General features: G+C 56.1%; 21 protein-coding genes. 3 read left to right on the top strand and 18 right to left on the bottom strand.

Annotated features, from left to right (window positions below; genetic code table 11):
- Positions 1–28: 28 nt before the first annotated feature.
- The 3 genes from NHG65_RS01205 to NHG65_RS01195 form a co-directional block, all read right to left on the bottom strand.
- Entirely contained in the window at positions 29–643 is a 615-nt protein-coding gene (locus NHG65_RS01205; protein WP_085116549.1) for an IMPACT family protein, read from the bottom strand.
- Positions 643–1,974: a Xaa-Pro dipeptidase gene (pepQ, locus tag NHG65_RS01200; protein WP_499182857.1), complete on the bottom strand. Its 1,332-nt coding sequence runs from the start codon at positions 1,972–1,974 to the stop codon at positions 643–645. The genes NHG65_RS01205 and pepQ overlap by 1 nt, the downstream gene beginning before the upstream one ends.
- 117 nt (positions 1,975–2,091) lie before the next feature.
- A complete protein-coding gene (locus tag NHG65_RS01195; RefSeq protein ID WP_219015133.1) occupies positions 2,092–3,288 on the bottom strand; it encodes an MFS transporter in 1,197 nt (398 codons plus the stop codon).
- A 233-nt stretch (positions 3,289–3,521) separates the two neighbouring features.
- On the opposite strand from NHG65_RS01195, the gene fadB reads away from it, so the two are divergent.
- Positions 3,522–5,711, top strand: coding sequence for a fatty acid oxidation complex subunit alpha FadB (fadB, locus tag NHG65_RS01190; RefSeq protein ID WP_499182856.1), 2,190 nt, complete (start codon positions 3,522–3,524; stop codon positions 5,709–5,711).
- 10 nt (positions 5,712–5,721) lie between these two features.
- Entirely contained in the window at positions 5,722–6,885 is a 1,164-nt protein-coding gene (gene fadA, locus NHG65_RS01185) for an acetyl-CoA C-acyltransferase FadA (RefSeq protein ID WP_012004729.1), read from the top strand.
- A gap of 170 nt (positions 6,886–7,055) precedes the next feature.
- Here fadA and fre read toward each other — a convergent pair whose 3' ends face one another.
- From fre to pepE, 3 genes are all read right to left on the bottom strand, one after another.
- Positions 7,056–7,757 carry an NAD(P)H-flavin reductase gene (gene fre, locus NHG65_RS01180; RefSeq protein WP_499182855.1) on the bottom strand — a complete coding sequence of 234 codons (702 nt, stop codon included), beginning with the start codon at positions 7,755–7,757 and terminating at the stop codon, positions 7,056–7,058.
- Between the two features lie 50 nt (positions 7,758–7,807).
- Entirely contained in the window at positions 7,808–9,328 is a 1,521-nt protein-coding gene (ubiD, locus tag NHG65_RS01175) for a 4-hydroxy-3-polyprenylbenzoate decarboxylase (protein WP_499182854.1), read from the bottom strand.
- A gap of 64 nt (positions 9,329–9,392) precedes the next feature.
- The gene (gene pepE / locus NHG65_RS01170; RefSeq protein WP_099065470.1) at positions 9,393–10,118 is read right to left on the bottom strand and encodes a dipeptidase PepE; all 726 of its coding nucleotides are present in this window, start codon (positions 10,116–10,118) and stop codon (positions 9,393–9,395) included.
- Positions 10,119–10,362: 244 nt separating this feature from the next.
- Between pepE and rfaH the strand changes: the two genes are divergently transcribed.
- Positions 10,363–10,851, top strand: a complete 489-nt coding sequence (gene rfaH / locus NHG65_RS01165; protein ID WP_099065471.1) for a transcription/translation regulatory transformer protein RfaH — start codon at positions 10,363–10,365, stop codon at positions 10,849–10,851.
- A 44-nt stretch (positions 10,852–10,895) separates the two neighbouring features.
- Here rfaH and hemB read toward each other — a convergent pair whose 3' ends face one another.
- From hemB to udp, 12 genes are all read right to left on the bottom strand, one after another.
- Positions 10,896–11,918 carry a porphobilinogen synthase gene (gene hemB / locus NHG65_RS01160; protein ID WP_099065472.1) on the bottom strand — a complete coding sequence of 341 codons (1,023 nt, stop codon included), beginning with the start codon at positions 11,916–11,918 and terminating at the stop codon, positions 10,896–10,898.
- Positions 11,919–11,932: 14 nt separating this feature from the next.
- On the bottom strand, positions 11,933–12,715 hold the full coding sequence (tatD, locus tag NHG65_RS01155) for a 3'-5' ssDNA/RNA exonuclease TatD (RefSeq protein ID WP_207978510.1): 783 nt from the start codon (positions 12,713–12,715) through the stop codon (positions 11,933–11,935).
- Positions 12,716–12,768: 53 nt separating this feature from the next.
- A complete protein-coding gene (gene tatC, locus NHG65_RS01150) occupies positions 12,769–13,539 on the bottom strand; it encodes a Sec-independent protein translocase subunit TatC (RefSeq protein ID WP_099065474.1) in 771 nt (256 codons plus the stop codon).
- Between the two features lie 3 nt (positions 13,540–13,542).
- Positions 13,543–14,109 (bottom strand): Sec-independent protein translocase protein TatB, encoded by a 567-nt coding sequence (tatB, locus tag NHG65_RS01145; protein WP_099065475.1) that lies wholly within the window; start codon positions 14,107–14,109, stop codon positions 13,543–13,545.
- A gap of 3 nt (positions 14,110–14,112) precedes the next feature.
- Positions 14,113–14,376 carry a Sec-independent protein translocase subunit TatA gene (gene tatA, locus NHG65_RS01140; protein ID WP_085116539.1) on the bottom strand — a complete coding sequence of 88 codons (264 nt, stop codon included), beginning with the start codon at positions 14,374–14,376 and terminating at the stop codon, positions 14,113–14,115.
- Between the two features lie 80 nt (positions 14,377–14,456).
- Complete coding sequence (gene ubiB, locus NHG65_RS01135) at positions 14,457–16,088, bottom strand: ubiquinone biosynthesis regulatory protein kinase UbiB (protein WP_207978518.1); 1,632 nt, start codon at positions 16,086–16,088, stop codon at positions 14,457–14,459.
- Positions 16,085–16,693, bottom strand: a complete 609-nt coding sequence (gene ubiJ, locus NHG65_RS01130) for a ubiquinone biosynthesis protein UbiJ (RefSeq protein ID WP_261123612.1) — start codon at positions 16,691–16,693, stop codon at positions 16,085–16,087. Before ubiJ ends, ubiB begins: the two co-directional genes overlap by 4 nt.
- Positions 16,694–16,706: 13 nt before the next feature.
- Positions 16,707–17,462: a bifunctional demethylmenaquinone methyltransferase/2-methoxy-6-polyprenyl-1,4-benzoquinol methylase UbiE gene (gene ubiE / locus NHG65_RS01125; protein WP_085116537.1), complete on the bottom strand. Its 756-nt coding sequence runs from the start codon at positions 17,460–17,462 to the stop codon at positions 16,707–16,709.
- A 79-nt stretch (positions 17,463–17,541) separates the two neighbouring features.
- Complete coding sequence (gene rmuC / locus NHG65_RS01120; RefSeq protein ID WP_207978520.1) at positions 17,542–19,089, bottom strand: DNA recombination protein RmuC; 1,548 nt, start codon at positions 19,087–19,089, stop codon at positions 17,542–17,544.
- A 140-nt stretch (positions 19,090–19,229) separates the two neighbouring features.
- Entirely contained in the window at positions 19,230–19,760 is a 531-nt protein-coding gene (locus tag NHG65_RS01115) for a DedA family protein (protein ID WP_085116535.1), read from the bottom strand.
- Positions 19,761–19,847: 87 nt separating this feature from the next.
- A complete protein-coding gene (locus NHG65_RS01110) occupies positions 19,848–20,630 on the bottom strand; it encodes a tyrosine-protein phosphatase (RefSeq protein ID WP_099065479.1) in 783 nt (260 codons plus the stop codon).
- A gap of 172 nt (positions 20,631–20,802) precedes the next feature.
- Positions 20,803–21,564, bottom strand: a complete 762-nt coding sequence (udp, locus tag NHG65_RS01105; protein ID WP_085116533.1) for a uridine phosphorylase — start codon at positions 21,562–21,564, stop codon at positions 20,803–20,805.

The following is a 21,564-nucleotide window of genomic DNA, read 5'->3' as shown; positions in this document are numbered from 1 at the left end:
ACGATCCTTAGCAATTCAGTTGGGGGAATTATTGCGAAATAGGGGTTAATTGCAAATTACCGCGACTGAGATCACGTAATTTATTCCCGAACGCTTCAACGCCGGTGACCGGTAAAGCCAGATGCAGCATGACGGAAGCACCATATTCCCCCTGTACAATCCGCCCTTCAGTTTGCTGCAACAAATTCTCTACCAACGCCAACTGAGCATAGTCACATTGCAAAGTATATTCGGCCTGCGGAATTTTGTAGCTCACGGCCAATTGCTTTAATGCCTGCTGCACACCACTGCCGTAGGCTCTCACCAAGCCGCCGGTACCCAACTTGATACCGCCGTAGTAACGTACCACCACGGCGGTGATTTCGCCGATGCCGCTGCCCATCAGTTGGGCCAGAATGGGTTTACCCGCCGTGCCGGAAGGTTCTCCGTCGTCGGAAAAACCCAACTGCTGTGAGTCCGTCGGTGGCCCGGCGACAAATGCCCAGCAATGGTGCCTGGCCGCCGGATGTTCATCACGAACCTGCTGGATAAATGCCTTTGCCACATCAACCCCGCCGGTCGGTGCCAGCAGGGTGATGAAACGGCTCTTCTTTATTTCTTCGCTGACACTGACGGGGCCTGCCGGGATCGGATAAGGCTGCATCAGGCCAGATTCAGATCGCGCGTCATGTTCTCGATACGCTTTTCGTGGATCACAATATTGTCTTCAATACGGATACCACCATAAGGTTTCAGTGCATCGATGCGATCCCAGGCAAAGTGTTGACTGAATTCACCGCTGCGCCATGGCGCCAGCAGGGACTCAATAAAATACATGCCAGGCTCAATGGTCAATACCATGCCTGGTTGCAACACCCGGGTGCAGCGCAGGTACGGATATTTAGACGGGGCGGCCAGATGGGTACCCTGTTCATCCTGCATAAAGCCGGCTGAGTCATGTACCTGCAGTCCCAGAGGGTGGCCCAGACCGTGTGGCAGGAATGGCGTGGTTAGCCCCTGCTCTACCATGGCTTCTTCACTGATGCCACTCACCAGCTTGTGGCTCTTGAGCAGTTTGGCGACGCGTTGATGCATTTGCACATGGTAATCGGTGTAACGCACGCCAGCTTTGATGGTAGCCATCAGCGCCAGTTGCTCAGTGTTAAGATCTTTTATCAGGTGTGCAAAATCACTGCCGCTCTGGCCCGCGTAGGTTCGTGTCAAATCAGCGGCGTAACCGTTATATTCGGCACCGGCGTCAAGCAGGAAGCTCAGCATTTCGGACGGGGGTTGATGATCCAGCGTGGTGTAATGCAGCACTGACGCATGCTCATTCAGCGCAACAATGTTGTCATAAGGCACATCGGTATCGCGATGCCCCGTCGCCGTGAGGTAAGCCTGGTTGATATCAAACTCACTCATGCCGGACAGGAAGGCCTCATGAGCAGCCCGGTGCCCCATTACAGCGGTCTTCTGTGCTTCGCGCATACAGGCCAGCTCGTAGCCGGTTTTGATGGAACGATGGAAATCGAGGTAGTTCAACACCGCTTTCGGGTTGACGTTTTCCGCCAGGATACCGAGATCGCGAGCACGCTGCTGTGCGTAACCGATATAGCCCACGCGCTCACGCTGGGCAGGAAGCTGCTGCGCGATTTCATCAGCATTGGCCAGCGGTATCAGTTCAACGGACTTGGTCCAGAAACTCTCCGGCAGTGGCTCAACGCTGTGCCAGTAATCTACCGGCGAATAGAACCACAGCTTCGGTTTGTTAACGCCATCCACCCACAGCCAGCAGTTTGGCACTGAAGTGACGGGCACCCAGGCCTTAAAGTGTGCGTTCACTTTGAACGGGTAGCTACGGTCATCCTGGAATATCCGCTGCAATTCCCCGGAATGAATCAGCAACGCATCCAGTTTGTTACGCGTTAACACTTGACGCGCCCGCTTTTGTAGCTCTGCCAGGTGGTCGTTATACAAAGAAGCCAGTGTTTCCATCACAATACCCTTATACATACCATTAGAACGGAATGAGTCATCTTAGCACACCGTTCAGGTGCACCAACCCCATCAGCTCTGGCATGCGGAGCGGTTCGCAAATCACTGTAAACGTCGTTACATCCGTAGCTTAACAATTAGCCAGGCGATCAGGCCAAGCAATGCAATCACGGCTGCCCACAGACCGTGATGCTCGAGTAAAACCGCGCCGGCAGCGGCAATACCCGCCAGACACTGCTGCAGAAAACCACACAGCGCCATAGCATAGGCACCCTGTTCTTTGGCATCGCTCACCGCCATCGCCATGCTGTTGGGGAACAGTACCGCCTGACCAAAAATCGTCAGGCAATACAGCGCGATGAAAACTGTCATACCGGAAAGCCCCACCAGCGTACCGCTCCACCACAGCAGCATAATCGCGATGGTGGTGACGGCGACGATACTCGTCCCCGCCTGCATCAGCCGCTTACCACCAATACGTGCCACCGTCCGGTTTACTGCCATTGCCCCGGTAAAGTAAGCCGCGCCGATCACCAGCCCCAGTGCCCCAAAGGCGGTAACGTTGAGGCCAAACCCCTGCTGCATGATAAACGGGCTCACTTCCTGCAAGGTGACCGTGGTAGCAAACCCCAATCCGCCGACAATCGCCGGCCAGAAGAATCCCGGTCGACGCAGAATAAGCCAATAGGTTGCCACCATGGCCGGGCGCTGGCCCAGGGTGCGACCCGCTTCCAGTGGCAGCGTCACCATTAATAGCAGGATCGCCAACCCGGTCAGCCCCATCAGGACAAAACCCATTTGCCAGTGTGAGTACTGGCTAAGCAGCCCGCCGACAAATTGCCCACCGCCCAACGCGGCGATAAAGGCTATCGACAGAACCGAGAGACGCCTTGCCAGCTCATCGCCACTCCAGTTATCACGAACAATAATTCGCGCGATGATCGCAGCACCGCCGGCGGCCACCCCCTGCAGCGCCCGCAGCATCAATAATTGAGTACCGTTACTGCAAAACGCCAGCAGCGCACTGCAACTGATAAACAGCGCCAGAGACAATGTCAGCGGCAGGCGACGGCCAAAACGATCGGCTGCCGCCCCCCAGAACAATACCGGCAGGGCGGCACCTATCACGAATATCGATATCGAAAGCTCGGTGGCGCGGCGCGTCATTGCCAGTTCCTGCATCACCGTCGGTAATGAAGGTAAATACACCGTCGTTGCCATCTGAGCCATAAACACCAGCAGGCAAGCCAACGTCATGGTTCTGGCGGGAATACTCCAGAAACCGCTGTGTTTTACACATACCGCTTTACTCATTTCACACCTCTGCGTGGGCAGCGCTCTGCTCTGGCAAGAGTAATAGGGCTTTCACACGCCGACAAATCACCATAAAGCATAAAATATAACTTCGTTTTAAATCAAAACACTAACCCAACGCCATGTGATCAGACCAGCAAAAATGCAATCTCTCATTTGCATATTGTTAACATAAAAACCACACTCCTCATCATCTGGTCATACCAGATCAAACGCTGATTCAGGAGATAGACATGCTCTACCAAGGCGAAACATTACAACTACATTGGCTCGACAACGGCATCGCCGAGCTGGTGTTCAATGCCCCAGGCTCGGTCAACAAGCTGGATACCCGCACCGTTGCCAGCCTGGGCGAAGCGCTCGCGGTGCTGGAAAAGCAGACCGAGCTGAAAGGCTTGCTGCTGCGTTCCACCAAGGCCGCCTTTATTGTCGGCGCCGACATCACCGAATTCCTTTCGCTGTTCGCTGCCCCGGCTGAAAAGCTGCAGCAGTGGCTGACCTTCGCCAATGCGATCTTTAACCGGCTGGAAGATCTGCCGGTACCGACCATTTCGGCCATTAATGGCTATGCGCTCGGCGGCGGCTGTGAATGCATTCTGGCAACCGACTTCCGTGTCGCATCACCGGATGCGCGCATCGGCCTGCCGGAAACCAAACTGGGCATTATGCCGGGCTTCGGCGGTTCGGTTCGCCTGCCCCGCCTGCTGGGTAATGACAGCGCGCTGGAAATTATCGCCGCCGGTAAAGACCTCAGCGCCAAAGACGCGCTGAAGGTCGGCCTGGTGGATGCGGTCGTTGCACCGGAAAAATTGGTGGAAGCTGCGCTGAAAATGCTGCAACAGGCCATTGAGGGCAAACTGGACTGGCGCGCTTATCGCCAACCCAAGCTCGAGCCGTTGAAACTCAGCCCAATCGAAGCGGCCATGAGCTTCACCACCGCCAAAGGCATGGTGCTGCAAACCGCCGGCAAACATTATCCGGCGCCAATGACCGCAGTTAAAACCATTGAGGCCGCCGCCAGGCTGGGCCGGGATGAAGCTCTTAAACTGGAAACCGCCAGCTTTGTGCCATTGGCCCGTTCCAAAGAGGCCCGCGCATTAGTCGGTATCTTCCTTAATGACCAGTTTGTGAAGGGTCAGGCGAAGAAGCTGGCAAAAGGTATCGAAGCGCCGAAGCAGGCTGCAGTGTTGGGGGCCGGTATCATGGGTGGCGGTATCTCCTACCAGTCCGCGCTCAAAGGCGTGCCGGTGATCATGAAAGACATCAGCGACAAGTCCCTGACGCTCGGTATGAATGAAGCCGCCAAACTGCTGAACAAGCAGTTGGAACGTGGCAAGCTGGATGGCATGAAGATGGCCCAGGTGCTGTCGACCATTCAACCGACGCTGGATTATGCCGGTATCGAACGCGCACAGGTGATCGTCGAAGCCGTGGTCGAGAATCCAAAGATTAAGGCAGCAGTACTGTCCGAAGTGGAAGGCCTGATCGGTGAAGATACCGTGCTGGCGTCCAATACCTCGACCATTCCGATTAATCACCTGGCAAAATCGCTGAAGCGCCCACAGAACTTCTGCGGTATGCACTTCTTTAACCCGGTACACCGTATGCCACTGGTGGAAATTATCCGCGGTGAGCAGACCAGCGACAGCACCATCGCCGCCGTGGTGGCCTATGCCAGCCGTATGGGCAAAACGCCAATTGTGGTTAACGATTGCCCAGGGTTCTTCGTCAACCGCGTGTTGTTCCCGTATTTTGCCGGTTTCAGCATGCTGCTGCGCGACGGTGCAGACTTCCGCCAGATCGACAAAGTGATGGAAAAACAGTTTGGCTGGCCAATGGGCCCGGCTTACCTGCTCGACGTCGTGGGGATTGATACCGCACACCACGCTCAGGCGGTAATGGCGGCCGGTTTCCCGGAGCGTATGGGTAAAGATTACCGTGACGCTATCGACGTGATGTTCGATAACCAGCGCTTTGGCCAGAAAAACCAGCTGGGCTTCTATCGTTACAGCCAGGACAACAAAGGCAAGCCGCGTAAAGACAACGATGAGCAGACCGATGTGTTGCTGGCCGAAGTCAGCCAACCGCGTCAGACCATCAGCGACGAAGAAATTATCGCCCGTATGATGATCCCGATGATTAACGAAGTGGTGCGCTGCCTGGAAGAAAACATTATTGCCAGCCCGGCCGAAGCCGATATGGCGCTGGTCTACGGCATCGGTTTCCCTCCGTTCCACGGTGGGGCGTTCCGCTACCTGGATACGCTTGGCACCGCCAATTATGTTGAACTGGCCCAGCGTTATGCGCATCTTGGTGCCTTATATCAGGTGCCTGCCGGCCTGCGCGCCAAAGCCGAACATAATGAAAGCTACTACCCGGTGGCAGCCCCGCTGTCCGATGTCTCCACTGGCCAACCGGCATGAGGTCATAAAGATGGAAAACGTAGTTATTGTTGATGCCGTACGCACGCCGATGGGCCGCTCCAAGGGCGGCGCCTTCCGCCAGGTACGTGCTGAAGATCTTTCCGCTCACCTGATGCGCGCCGTACTGAGCCGCAATCCGTCGCTGGATGCCGCCGAAATTGACGACATTTACTGGGGTTGCGTGCAGCAAACGCTGGAGCAGGGCTTTAACATCGCCCGTAACGCTTCCCTGTTGGCCGAGATCCCGCATAGCGTTCCTGCGGTCACCGTCAACCGACTGTGCGGTTCCTCCATGCAGGCGCTGCACGATGCCGCACGCGCCATTATGGTCGGCGATGCACACGTCAGCCTGATTGGTGGCGTAGAGCATATGGGCCACGTGCCGATGAATCACGGCGTGGATTTCCACCCGGGTCTGAGCCGCAGCGTGGCAAAAGCCGCTGGTATGATGGGCCTGACCGCCGAAATGCTGGCCAAGATGCACAATATCAGCCGCCAGATGCAGGATGAGTTCGCAGCACGCTCGCACCAACGCGCGCATGCCGCCACTCTGGCCGGCTATTTCAAGAATGAAATCATCCCAACCACCGGCCATGATGCCGACGGGGTGCTGACCCGCTATGACTTCGACGAAGTGATCCGCCCGGAAACTACCGTCGCAAGCCTTGCGGCGCTGCGTCCGGCATTCGACCCGGTCAACGGTACCGTCACCGCCGGCACCTCTTCGGCCTTGTCTGACGGTGCTTCCGCCATGCTGTTGATGAGTGAGTCACGCGCCAAAGCGCTGGGCCTGAAAGCCCGAGCCCGCATTCGTTCGATGGCGGTGGTCGGTTGCGACCCGTCCATCATGGGTTATGGCCCGGTACCTGCCAGCAAGTTGGCGTTGAAACGCGCCGGACTGAGCGTGCAGGACATCGATCTGTTTGAACTGAATGAAGCCTTTGCCGCCCAGTCACTGCCGTGCATCAAGGATCTGGGGTTGCTGGACAGCATTGACGACAAAATAAACCTGAACGGTGGCGCCATTGCTCTGGGCCATCCATTAGGCTGCTCGGGTTCACGTATCTCTACCACCCTGCTGAACAATATGGAACGCCGTGACGTGCAGTTTGGTCTGGCGACCATGTGCATAGGTCTGGGTCAGGGGATTGCTACCGTCTTCGAACGCGTTTAGCTGTGTCTAGTTGGGATGACTGCGTCAACACTTAAAACCGCAGCATCCCGCCAAGTTTAGTTGCCGTACTTCCCGCCTGTCAGGGGCGGGTTTTTTTATGCCTGAAATCCGCTGACGCCCCAATAAAAAGGGGCAGCCATTGGCCACCCCGTTTGATACCGCTTCGCGCCTCAGATAAACGAGAAGGCGTCGCCAAACATATGCGCTTCCAGCGCGCCACGTTCGGCGCAGAAACGTTCGCGAGCAATTTTTGCCATCTCGAAACGGCCGGCAATATAAATGTCGTGTTCTGCCAGCGTGCCGAAGTCCTGCAACACCGCGCTGAGCACCGTGCCACTACGGCCACGCCACTCTTCTTCCGGCTGTTCAACCACCGGGATCACTTTCAGATTCGGGTGCTGCAACGACAAGGCTTCCAGTTCACTCAGGTCATACAGGTGCTTCAGCTCACGCCCGCCCCAGTAGATAGAGATATCGCGATCCGGCTGCTGTTCCAGTGCGGCCAACAGAATCGAGCGCGCGTAGGAGAACCCCGTACCGCCGGCGATCAACACCAGCGGACGGCTGCCTTCTTCACGCAGCCAGGCCTCACCGTGCGGAATATCAACGGTAATCGCCTGCTCTTTCAGAATACGATCCATCACCGCCATGGCGTACAGATTCAGCTCCGAAGCGCCAATATGCAGCTCAATGTAATCCTTGTCTGTCGGAATCGATGCCAGGGAGAACGGACGCTTGTCGCGCTCATCCATCACCACCATCAGATACTGCCCTGCCTTGAAAGAAAACGGTGCCTCAGGCACCAAACGTACCCGATAAACCGTATCGGTAATGGCCTCTACGGAGGTCACTTTACAGCTCAATATTGTCATGCGTTCCCTCTGTCGGGTCATCAATGCAAAACTGAGAACAAAGCCTGGCGCTACAGCGTCGGTTCTCTGTCACTGAAAATTGCGAGCTCATCCCAGATGTCATCGACGCGCACACGCACCTTTTCATCCATCTGAATCGGACGGCCCCATTCGCGCTGGGTTTCACCCGGCCATTTATTGGTGGCATCCAGCCCCATCTTCGATCCCAAACCGGAAACCGGTGAGGCGAAGTCCAAATAATCGATCGGCGTATTCTCCACCAAAACGGTATCCCTTGCCGGATCCATTCGGGTGGTGATCGCCCAAATCACATCATTCCAGTCGCGTGCGTTGACGTCATCGTCACAGACGATAACAAACTTGGTGTACATAAACTGACGCAGGAACGACCAGACGCCCATCATTACGCGTTTGGCATGACCGGCATACTGTTTCTTGATAGTCACCACCGCCAGGCGATAAGAGCAACCCTCAGGCGGCAGATAGAAATCAACAATTTCCGGGAACTGCTTTTGCAGGATCGGGACGAAGACTTCATTCAGCGCCACGCCCAACACCGCCGGTTCATCCGGCGGACGACCGGTGTAGGTCGAGTGATAAATGGCATCACGACGCTGGGTGATATGAGTGATGGTGAATACCGGGAAGTGGTCTATTTCGTTGTAGTAACCGGTGTGATCGCCATACGGACCTTCAGGTGCCATTTCACCCGGTTCGATATAGCCTTCCAACACGATTTCCGCACTGGCGGGCACTTCCAGATCGCAGGAGATGCACTTGACCACTTCGGTTTTGTTGCCGCGCAGCAGCCCGGCAAAGGCATATTCAGACAGGGTATCCGGCACCGGTGTTACCGCGCCGAGAATGGTGGCGGGATCTGCGCCCAGTGCAACCGCAACCGGGAAACGCTCACCGGGATGCGCCTGGCACCATTCCTGGTAATCCAGCGCGCCGCCGCGGTGCGACAGCCAACGCATGATGACTTTATTCTTGCTCAGCACCTGTTGGCGATAAATACCCAGGTTCTGTCGCTCTTTTTGCGGCCCGCGGGTCACGGTCAGGCCCCAGGTGATCAGCGGTGCGGCGTCTTCCGGCCAGCAGTGCATCACCGGGATACGGCTGAGATCGACATCATCTCCCTGCCATACCTGCTCCTGACAAGGTGCTGAACCCAACACCTTGGTCGGCATGTTCAACACTTGCTTGAACTTCGGCAGTTTATCGAACAGATCGCGAAAGCCCTTTGGCGGCTCCGGCTCTTTAAGGAACGCCAGCAACTTGCCGACCTCGCGCAACGAGCTGACATCCTCCTGGCCCATCCCCAGCGCTACGCGACCGGGAGTACCGAACAGATTGCACAGCACCGGCATGTCGTACCCTTTAGGGTTTTCGAACAGCAACGCCGGGCCGCCCGCACGTAAAGTACGATCGGCAATTTCTGTCATTTCCAGATAGGGATCAATCGGCTGGCTAATGCGTTTTAGTTCGCCTCTCTTTTCCAGCAACGAGAGGAAATCGCGTAAGTCACGGTATTTCATGCTGATCATTATAACGGCCAGTGAGAAGGGCATTATAGGCCCTCTTCACGGTTGTTGCTGCACTTTTGTTAAACACCGGTGAAGACCTCACCGGCACTCAGTGGCACGTGAACGGCACCAGCGGGCTTAATGCCTGCGTATCCTGATACTCCTGGGTCTCCACGCCGTGGCGGAACACCTTGAAGCCCTGGTCTCTGGCACTGAAATAACGCAGATCATTGCCCTCAACGTGCAACAGGCTGCCTTCGCGCAGCGCCACCACAGATTCGCTCGGATTGACTGCACAGAACTCCGCCAGGCGCTCATCACGGGTTTCACCCATGTGGCCACTGATATGGGCGTCAATGTAATGCGGGTTAATTTGTACCGGGAACAGGCTCAACGCCGGCAACACGACGCTGTTGCGCACCGGCATATCATTGGTGGTACGAATGCTAGGCGTGGCCACGTTACACCCGGCACTCCAGCCAACATAGGGAATGCTGCGTTCACCAACGGCTCGCTGGATCGGAACGATCAGGCCCTTCTCATGCAGCATCTGGTTCAGCATCCAGGTATTGCCGCCGCTGACCAAAATACATTCCGCCTGTTCAATCGCCACCGCAGGAGACTCGGCATGGTGAATACTGGTGACCTTGATGCCTAAAGTTTGCGCCAGATCCTGCGCGCGCTGATCGTAATCACTGCGGATCATGGCATATGGGATGAAAACGGCGGACGTAATACCGCGACGCGCGATCATCGCCAACAGGTGGCTCTTGGCATAGCCCAGCAGTTCACTCTCACCGGACAGCTTGCCGTTGCTCAACAGAAATAACTCCATTTCTCCCCCTCAATCAAAAACGATGAATACCGTCACATCAGGCGACAACGCCTCAAGGCATACTGCGACGGTAGCAAATTTTCAGCCCTCTGTTATACCCAAGCCGTGCGGATAAGTGTGTGACCCCTCGCTAATTGCCAACGATTCATACAGATAGCGGCTGTTACATGCTGAAACTTGCATCACTATGTATCCGTAATGGCTTTTGATATGCTTACCGGCTGACAGAAAGGCATGTGAAATTATGGAATCCTGGTATCTACTGTATTGCAAACGCGGCCAACTTTTACGGGCGCAAGAACATTTGGAACGGCAGGAAGTGAACTGCCTGAGCCCGATCATTACGCTGGAAAAGATCGTGCGTGGTAAACGCATCGCGGTCAGCGAACCTTTGTTCCCCAACTATCTGTTTGTGGAATTTGATCCGGAGCGTATCCATACCACCACCATCAGCGCAACACGTGGTGTCAGCCACTTCGTGCGCTTTGGTTCGACGCCGACCACCATCCCACAGAAGGTGATTGAAGAGTTGCAGACGCATACCTGCGAAACCTACTTCGATCCGGAAACGCCGCAACCGGGAGACAGTGTGTTGATCGTCGACGGTATGTTTGAAGGCCTGCAGGCGATTTACACCGAGCCGGATGGTGAAGCACGCTCCATGCTGTTGCTGAATCTGATCAACAAACAGGTCAGTCAAAGCGTGGATAATCGACAGTTCCAAAAACTGTAATGCAAAAAGGCGCCTAGGCGCCTTTATTATTGGAGACAGACAGCTTAGCGCTGCATGGCTTCGTCATGCATCCACTGAGCGACCCGCTTGGCGAAGTAGGTCAGCACACCATCGGCACCGGCACGCTTGAAGCACATCAACGACTCCATCACCGCCGGCTGTTCCTGCAACCAACCGTTCTGAATCGCCGCCATGTGCATCGCATATTCACCGGAAACCTGGTAGGCGAAAGTCGGCACACCGAAGGTGTCTTTTACCCGACGCACCACGTCCAGATACGGCATGCCTGGCTTCACCATCACCATATCCGCGCCTTCCTGCAAGTCCTGCGCAATTTCCTGCAGGGCTTCGTCGCTGTTGGCTGGGTCCATCTGGTAGGTTTTCTTGTTGCCGCCTTTCAGATTGCCGCTGGAACCGAGCGCATCACGGAACGGGCCATAGTAGCAGGACGCATATTTGGCAGAGTAAGCCATGATCTGAGTATTAATCAGGCCCTGATGCTCCAGTTGATCGCGGATCGCACCGATGCGGCCATCCATCATGTCGCTTGGCGCCACGATTTCTGCCCCGGCTTCGGCATGGGACAGTGCCTGACGCACCAGGATCTCTTTGGTGATGTCGTTAATGACATAACCCTGCTCGTCAATGATGCCATCCTGACCGTGGGTGGTGTACGGGTCGAGCGCCACATCCGTCAGAATGCCCAGCTCAGGCACCGCGTCTTTCAACGCGCGTACCGTACGCTGCACCAAACCGTCCGGGTTATAGGCTTCTTCTGCGTGCAGTGACTTCAGGCCAGACTCAATCACCGGGAACAGGGAGATCACCGGCACGCCCAGTTTGGCGATGGCTTCCGCTTCTTTAACCAGCAGATCGATGCTCATGCGCGATACACCAGGCATGGATGACACCGCTTCCTGACGGTTACTGCCTTCCATAACAAATACCGGATAGATCAGGTCGTTAACCGTCAGTTGGTTCTCCGCCACCAGACGACGACTGAAATCATGACGGCGCACGCGGCGCATACGGCGACCTGGGAAGGTACCCGGAAATGCATAGCTCATAGTTTTCTCCTAACTCATTCCAGCCGGAATAACCGGCGGGCGTTCTCATCGGTTTTCTGCCCCAGCCATTCGGGGTCTTCTTGTCGCCAGGCGGCCACTTGCCGGACGATATGAGGCAAAAAACAGGGTTCGTTGCGGCGAGATGCAGGTTTCGGATGTAAATCCCGGGGCAACAGATAGGGGGCGTCGGTTTCCAGCAACAGACGATCCGCCGGAATATGCGGCAACAACGCACGCAATTCCAGGCCACGCCGCTCATCACAGACCCACCCGGTAATCCCCACAGACAGGCCTAGCGACAGGCAGCTTTCTAATTCTTCGGCGGTGCCGGTAAAACAGTGCACCACGGCCGCGGGCAGTTTATCCAACCACGGCGCCAGCAGCGCGGCAAAACGTGCGTGTGCATCACGGCAATGAAGAAAAACCGGCATCGCCAACTCTGCCGCCAGCGCCAATTGTGCGCTGAAGGCCACTTCCTGCTGCTCTGGAGTAGAAAAATTACGGTTGAAATCCAGTCCACATTCGCCAATCGCCGCGACCTGCGGCAGGGAGGCCAGTTCACGGATTTGGTCGGCGACTCTATCGTCCCAACTGCTGGCATGGTGCGGATGCACCCCGGCGGTAGACCAACAAAAATCCGCATGCTGTTGCGCCAGTTCACTGGCTGCCAGACTTTCCTGCAGGTCGGTGCCGGTAATCAGCAATCCTTTCACGCCGGCGGCGCGGGCACGATCCACTACCGCAGGGCGGTCTTTGGCAAACTGTGAACTGGTGAGATTGACGCCGATATCAAACATGGTTTTTTCCAAAGCAAAAGCCGCCCATCGGGCGGCTTGCGACATACTAATTTTTAAACGGCCGGGGGTTCGTCACCCTCGTCTTCTTCTTCCGGTTGCGAACGACGCTTGCCGGTATAGAAACGGGCAAAGAACACGCCCACTTCAAACAGCAGATACATAGGGATCGCCAACAGCGTCTGCGAGAACACATCCGGCGGGGTCAACAGCATGCCAACCACAAATGCCCCGACCAACACGTAAGGCCGTTTCTTTTTCAGGTCTTCCGGCGAAGTGACGCCACTCCAGCACAGCAGAATAATGGCAACCGGCACCTCAAACGCCACGCCAAACGCCATAAACAGCGCCATGACGAAATCGAGATAGTTATTAATATCGGTCGCTATCATCACCCCGGCCGGTGCGGTCTTGGCAAAAAAGCCGAACGCCAGCGGGAACACGATAAAGTAGGCAAACGCCATGCCGAGATAAAACAGCAGACTGCTGGAAACCAGCAAAGGCATCATCAGCCGGCGTTCATGCTTGTATAACGCCGGTGCAATAAATGACCAGACCTGGTACAGGATCACTGGCGCAGAAACAAACACCGAGACGATCATGGTCAACTTGATTGGGGTAAAGAAGGGTGAAGCCACGTCGGTGGCAATCATGCTCGCCCCGGCGGGCAACTGCTTGATCAGCGGCGCTGACACCAGTTGATAAATGTCATTGGCGAAAAAAACCAGCACCAGGAAGATCGCCAGTATGCTGATAATCGAGTTTAACAACCGCTTACGCAGTTCTATCAGATGACTGATAAGGGGTTGGGTATCTTCAACAGCCATGTTTTAACGATCGCCACTAGGTTGGTGAGACGCTGGGGTTTTATCCACAACAGGTTCTGGGGTCGCCTGAGCAGCCGAAGCGGCCGGTTGTTTAACCGGTTCGACCACGGGTTGTGCAACCGGCGGCGTTACTGAAACCACCGGCTCCGGCACGGCAGCCGGGGACGATGCCACGGCCGCGGCTTCTGCTGGCGTCACGCCGTCATGAATGGCTTCAGGATCGGTGACCAGAGGGTTATGGATGGTGTGCGCAGGTTCGGTTTTGATGTCACTGTCGCCCTGATAAGAACGTTTCAGCGATTCCGCCGCGTCTTTCAGCTCATCCATTGACGCCTTCAGCTCCGGCGACAAATTCTGCATGCCCGCCTTCTCTACCTTTTTCAGGCTGTCCTGCAATTCCTGCAGCTTCAGCTCCTGAGAAAGTTCGTTCTGCACCGAAGCCGCCAAAGAACGCAGCGCGCGGATCCAGCCCGAAACTGTTCTTACCGCTACCGGCAACCGTTCCGGCCCGAGTACCACCAGGCCGATAACCAGAACCAGCAGCAGTTCACTAAACCCAATGTCAAACACGGTTTATACCTGCTCTTTGTTCTTCGACTCTTCCGTTTTCACTTCCGGCTGCTTATCGGTAATAGGCTTGGCCGTGAAGTCAGCGTCGTCCAGGCTGCTTTTCTCAGCCGTGTTGGTCGGTGGTGTATTTTCGTCACCGATCGCCTTTTTGAAGCCCTTGATTGATGCACCGAGATCAGAGCCCAAAGTACGGAGCTTTTTGGTACCAAACAGCAGCACCACGATCACTGCGATGATCAACAATTGCGTAATACTAATACCGCCCATTGCAATTACCTCTATTTTTACAGGGTTTTCTCAAAATCCGCCGCATTATACGGCAGATTTTACCAGAGTTTCGAATCAATTCAGGTGGTTCGCTTCCAGCCAATCACCCAGGATACGATGCCGGCCGCTATCAGCCATGCTGGGAACACTTCAACCTCCCCCAGCAGCAAAATCGTACCGCTTACCAATAGTGTAGCGCCAACGCCGAACAAATAACGCGATTGTCCCTGACGGACGCGCTGGGCCTGCATCTGATTGGTCAGCTTATCAACGCTTTGTTGCAACAGTTTATGCTGCTGCAAGCTATCGTAAAATAATTCAGGCAGTTCGGGCAGTTTCTCGGCCCAAAACGGCGCTTTTTCTTTCAGTGCGCGGATCACCGCCGGTATACCGACCTGATCGCGCATCCAACTTTCCAGGAACGGCTTGGCGGTGGTCCACAAATCCAACTGTGGATAGAGCTGCCGCCCCAGACCTTCAACATACAGCAAGGTCTTCTGCAATAACACCAGTTGGGGCTGGACTTCCATATTGAACCGGCGTGCAGTATTGAACAGGTTCAACAGCACGTTGCCAAACGAAATTTCCGACAGCGGCTTCTCGAAGATCGGTTCGCACACGGTGCGGATAGCGAACTCGAAATCCTCCACATTGGTATCCCGTGGCACCCAGCCAGAATCAACGTGCAGCTCCGCGACCTTGCGGTAATCACGATTGAAGAAAGCGATAAAGTTTTCCGCCAGATAGCGTTTATCGTCTTTGTTCAGCGAGCCGACAATACCGCAGTCGATGCCGATGTAGCAGGGATCTTCAGGATGCTCATAACTGACAAAAATATTACCGGGATGCATGTCCGCATGGAAGAAGCTGTCACGGAATACCTGGGTAAAGAACACCTGTACCCCGCGTTCGGCCAACAGTTTCATGTTGGTGCCCTGCTTTTCCAACGTCGGGATATCCGAAACCGGGATCCCGTAGATGCGCTCCATCACCAGCACGCTTTCGCGGCAGTAATCGGAGTAAACCTCCGGCACATACAGCATCGGGCTACCGTCGAAATTGCGGCGCAGCTGGATGGCGTTGGCCGCTTCACGCAGCAGGTTCAACTCGTCCAGCAAGGTCTTTTCATATTCGCGCACCACTTCGCGCGGACGCAGACGGCGGCCATCCGGCATCAGCTTTGGCACCCAGGCTGCCAAACGGTACATCAGGCGGACGTCAGCCTTGATGATCGGCCGGATATCGGGCCGAATCACCTTGAGTACCACTTCCTGCCCGGTCGTTTTTAGCCGGGCGGTATGAACCTGGGCTATCGATGCCGAGGCCAGCGCCTGTTGGTCAAAATCATCAAACCAGGTTTCCAGCGGGCCCCCCATCGCCAACTCAATATGCTTGCGCGCCAGTGCCCCGTCGAACGGTGCAACCCGGTCCTGCAGCAGCGTCAGTTGATCGGCGATCTGTGGTGGGAACAGGTCGCGACGAGTGGACATCATCTGGCCAAACTTAATCCATACCGGTCCCAGTTCCTGCAGAGCCAAACGCAGACGTTCACCCAGAGGTTTATCCGCATGGCGGTTTGGCATCCAGAACAGCAGACGGCGGCCAAATCGCAGCGGCAACGTCAAACGCATCTGGGGGATAAGTTCATCCAGGCCATAGCTGAGAAAAACGCGGACGATCAAATACAGGCGGCGTAGTTCGCCAGGGGTCATCGTTTACCCTCCAACTTGTCCATGCGAGCAATCAGCGTTTCAAGGTTACGAACGGTGGCGTCAACTTCCTCGTTGAACCACACCACTTCCAGTGGGCCTGGCGCCACACGCCACTCTTCCGTCAGCGTTTCCGCCACATAATGCTGTTGCCGCTGGAAGCCGGTCTTCAGCAGGTTCGCACCTTTACCGAGCACCTGCGTGACGCTCTGCGCGGCAATATCGCCGATGTAGGGGGCCAGCCATTCAGCCGGATCCCACTCCGCCAGATCGAGCAACCCAACCAGTTGCTGAACCACCTGAATATCACCTTCGACAATCAGTTCACCGCTGCGCATCAATGGCGAGAGTTGTTGGCGATCTCGCAGCTTCAGCAACACCGAAATACGGCTGCGCACCGTGCAGTCGGCGGTATCGTCAGACTGGCCAAGGACATCGACGCGTTGCTCACTGAAGATCAGCACCAGCGGTGAAGCAAGCTCCTGCAACTCAATACGCAATACCTTACCCGCCAGGCGCAGACGGGCGGCCTTCATGCTGCGATCGCGGAACAGCAGGCTGTTGAGCGATGTTTCCAGCACGCCGGTTAACAACGGGGTTAACAGCATCGGCATATCCATATCAGAACTTGAAGCCGCGATGCAGGGCCACAATACCGCCGGTCAGGTTAAAATAGGTCACGTTGTCAAAACCGGCAGCCCCCATCATGCCCTTCAGGGTTTCCTGATCGGGATGCATGCGGATCGACTCGGCCAGATAACGGTAGCTTTCCGGATCCTTCACCACCAGCTCGCCGATTTTCGGCAGCACATGGAAAGAATAAGCGTCATAGGCTTTTCTCAGCGGTGCCAGCAGCGGCTTGGAGAACTCCAACACCAGCAAACGACCGCCCGGCTTCAGCACGCGGAACATGGAACGCAGCGCTTTGTCTTTGTCGGTGACGTTGCGCAGGCCGAATGAAATGGTGATGCAGTCAAAATAGTTATCCGGGAACGGCAGCGCTTCGGCGTTGGCCTGCACGTAACTGATGTTGCCGATAATACCGCGATCGCGCAGCTTCTCGCGCCCCATCTTCAGCATCGAATCATTAATGTCCGCCAGTACCACCTGCCCCTGCTCACCGACCATGCGGGAGAACTTGGCGGCCAGGTCACCGGTACCCCCGGCCAGATCCAACACCCGCTGCCCACGGCGCACGCCGCTGCAGTCAATGGTAAAACGCTTCCAGACACGGTGGATACCAAACGACATCAGGTCGTTCATCACGTCATACTTTGCAGCTACCGAATGAAAAACGTCTGCCACCATGGCCTGCTTCTCGTCTCGAGCTACGGTGCGAAAACCAAAGTCAGTGGTTTCCTGCGGTTGATCTGCCATTGTCCTGCCTGCTATTCAGTCAATTTAGTGTGGATGAGTGTACCAGAACCCCACGGAATACCCCACCTCGCAGCGGCTGTCATGCCTGCGATGCGGAGCGGGGTTCCTCTGCGGAGTCGTCGTCTTCCGCCTCCGGCAGCGCGCCAACTTCATCGTCGCCCGCCGCCTCGAATTCTTCATCATGCTGCGCACTGGCCTGTTGAGCCAGCAGCGGGTTGATCGGCCTTTTCACCTCAACCCCCAACGCACGGAACCCCTCGGTCTGGCCGATAAGATTACCACGGCCTTCACTCAGTTTGTTCATCGCCTGGCGATAACTCCCCTGGGCCTTATCCAGGCTCTGCCCCAGTGCCGACATATCGTCAACAAACAGCCGCATTTTGTCATACAACCGCGCCGCTCTGTCGGCAATGCGCTGAGCATTCTGACTCTGATGCTCATAGCGCCACAGGTTGGTAATGGTGCGCAGCGCCACCAGCAAGGTGGTCGGGCTGACCAGCATGATATTGTGTTTGAGTGCCTCGCTGATCAGCTCCGGCTCACGGTCGATGGCCAACAGGAAAGCCGGCTCAACCGGAATGAACATCAATACGTAATCCAGCGAACGCAGGCCTGGCAACTGCTGGTAATCCTTGCGCCCCAGCAGGCGGATATGGCCGCGCAGCGAGCCAATATGCTCACTCAGCGCCGCCTCGCGCTCGGCTTCATCTTCGCTGTTGAAGTACCGTTCGTAGGCCACCAGCGACATTTTCGCATCGATGACCACGTCCTTGCCCTGCGGCAGACGAACAATAACGTCGGGTTGCATACGGCTCTGATGGTCCAGCCGCACATTGACCTGGGTTTCGTATTCATGCCCTTCGCGCAGGCCTGAGGCCTCCAGCACCCGGCTTAACACCACCTCACCCCAGTTACCCTGAGTTTTATTGTCCCCTTTCAGGGCCTTGGTGAGGTTAATCGCTTCGCGCGCCATTTGTGCATTGAGCTGCTGCAGATTACGTATTTCGTGGGTCAGCGTATGGCGTTCGCGTGCTTCCTGACCAAAACTGTCCTGCACCTGACGGCGGAAACCGTCCAGTTGCTCGCGCAGCGGCAACAACAGGCGATCCAGACTTTGCTTATTCTGCTCGTCAACCTTCCGCCCGCTGTGTTCAAAAATGCGGTTGGCCAAATTTTCAAACTGGGTAGTGAGACGCTGTTCGCTGTTGATCAGCAGACGCTGCTTCTCTTCTGCCGCCATGCGGGTTTCTTCCAGGCGAATAGTCACCTCCCGCAGCTCGGCCTCTTGCGCGCTGTTAACCTCACGCTGGGCCCGCAGTTCCTGATTCAGCAACTCACATTCGTTACGCCAGTGATCGAGCTGTTGCAGTTTTTCATGTCCGGCCGCCAACTGGCTGTGCAAATTGCGCAGTTCCAAATCACTCTGCCGCATTTGCTGTTCATTACGCTGTAGCGTTTCTTGTCGGGCCGCAATTTCCTGCTGCGTCTGTTGCAGTGATTGTTCCAACAGCCGTAGCTCGGTTTCATGCTGTGCATGTGTCTGCTGCACCCGCAGGCTGGCGATTAGCCACCCCAGCAGCAGGCCGATTGCCACCCCGCCCATACCGTAAACCAAACTGGTATCCACCCTGCCTCCTGTTACACCTGACCGTTCCGGCGTTTTATGCGCCTGTTGCCCGTCACGTTAAGGGGATGCTGTATGGATGTCCAGTCTGTTTTTGCCCCAACGGCGCAAAATTGCGAAACGCTACGCAAGTCAGACCCAAACTAGCCAAACCACTGGCTTAACCACTTGATGCCAAACGCCCCCGGCGCGAGAATGCCGAACGCCCAGATCATCGCCGAAGTGATATTCGCCACCTGAAAATAACGCTGGGGCATGCCGCAAATGCCACCGACCAGCGGTACCACAGCACGCAACGGACCGAAGAAGCGGCCGATGAAAATACCCAGTACGCCCCAACGTTCAAAGAACGCATGGCCACGCGTCAACAATTGCGGATTACGCGATAACGGCCACATGTGCGCCACACGATCTTGATAGTGGTAGCCAATCCAGTAAGAAAGCCAGTCGCCGAAGAATGCCCCTGCGGCAGCGGCGGCCCAGATCGGCCAAAATGCAATGCCGCTTTCACCAATCAACGCTCCCAGCGCCAGCAAGATCACCGTGGCCGGTAACAACAGCGACAGAAATGCCAGTGATTCACCGAACGCCAGGAAGAAGATAATCGGGATAGCCCAGCCTTCGTGCTGACGCACGGTTTCGCTGACCCAGTGGATAATGTCATTGAGGCTCAATATAGGCTCCTGATGCGGGATTTATGGCCCCAAGAATACGCAATGTCGGCCGGGGTCGGTTAAACCCCGGCTAAACACCTGCGCGGTTTACTCGAGGTAGAATGCCTGCAACGCTTCACGCTGGTGTTGGCCCAGGCCGTACTCAGCCTCCAGCCAGCGATCGGTAGAACCATATTGGTCACGGATGCAGCTCAGTGCGGTCATCAGGAACTCTTCGCGAGCACTGAGCACGTAGGCAAACTGCCCCAATGCGGAGGCGTTGAGGCGAATCGACAGTTGATCCAGCATCTGCTCGCGGAAGGTCGCCAGCGTGGTTTCGGTCAGCAGGTAATCTTCTACCACCGTCGCTTCATCAGCCCCCAGCGCAAACAACACCAGCGCCGATCCGACGCCAGTGCGATCCTTGCCCACTGCGCAGTGCTGGACGATGGCACCGTTATCGACGTTGCTCAGCAATTGGGCCAACTGTTTGTATGCCGCATTGCCGAAAGGCAGCCGACGGTAAAGCTCCAGCATAAACGCCTGTGCGTCGAAACCGGCCAGCGTATCGCTGGTCAGTTTTTCCAGATTGGCATTCACCTCATTGCTCAAAGGATTGGCCGGAAAATGATGGTAATCGGCACCGCGCCACAGGATGTCTGGCTTGGCCTGAACTTCATCAGGGTCCCGGTAATCCAGCACCGAGCGTACCGGCACACCGGCCAGGAAGGTGCAGTCGTTTTCCGTCAGACGTTCCAGCGAGCCGGAGCGGAACAGCAGGCCACGCTTGATACGGCGGCCGTCGGCGACGCTGTTGCCGCCGAGATCGCGAAAGTTAATGCCGCCATCAAGCGGCGCCAATGAGGGATGAAGCAAGATCTGGGCGGTCATAGACGTCCTCGTGGTGATTGTCTGAAAAAACGCAACCAGAGAGCAGCAGCAAAGCCGGGCTCAACGGGTCATAGAGGTGGCCATAAAGATGGCGCTGATGAGGTTAACCGTAACAGATTACGGTTGAATGGAGAAACGGGCCGCGTCGGCGACCCGTTGAACTGCGGGGTAATTACAGCAGGCGACGCGCCGCATCAACCACGATCTGCACCGCTTTGCTTTCGGTGTTTTTCATGGTTTCTGCGTTCGGGATTTCCTGCTGGGTGCGGTTAACAATCACACCGGCAACCATACCGGCACGCAGGCCCTGGCTGGCGCACATGGTCAACAGCGTGGCAGATTCCATTTCATAGTTCATCACGCCCATCGACTGCCATTCTTCCATCGAGCCTTTGAAGCGGCTGACGACGCGACCGGAGTAGGTATCATAACGCTCCTGGCCCGGATAGAAGGTATCGGAAGACGCGGTCACGCCAATGTGCGTGGTGGCGCCGGCAGCCTTGGCGGCTTCGACCAGTGCCGTAGTACAGGCAAAGTCGGCCACGGCCGGGAACTCCATCGGTGCGAAGTGCAGGCTGGCACCGTCGAGGCGAACCGCTGCGGTAGTGACCAGGACATCACCAACGTTGATGTTCGACTGGATCGCACCGGTGGTGCCGATACGCAGGAAGGTACGGATACCCAATTGCGCCAGTTCTTCAACCGCGATTGAGGTAGACGGGCCGCCGATACCGGTAGAGCAGACGATCACGGCTTTGCCGTCCAGTTCTGCGCGCCAGGAGGTAAATTCACGATGGGAAGCCAGATGCACCGGATTTTCCATCAGCTTGGCAATTTTCTCTACGCGCTGTGGATCGCCTGGAACGATGGCAAGCTGGGCCCCTTGTAAATCTTTTTTAGTGAGGCCGAGATGAAAAACGTCAGATTGGGACAT

Origin of the sequence: Serratia myotis, assembly GCF_027474885.1 — a bacterium.
Lineage (GTDB): Bacteria > Pseudomonadota > Gammaproteobacteria > Enterobacterales > Enterobacteriaceae > Serratia > Serratia proteamaculans.
This window is presented reverse-complemented; position numbering and strand designations above follow the sequence as displayed.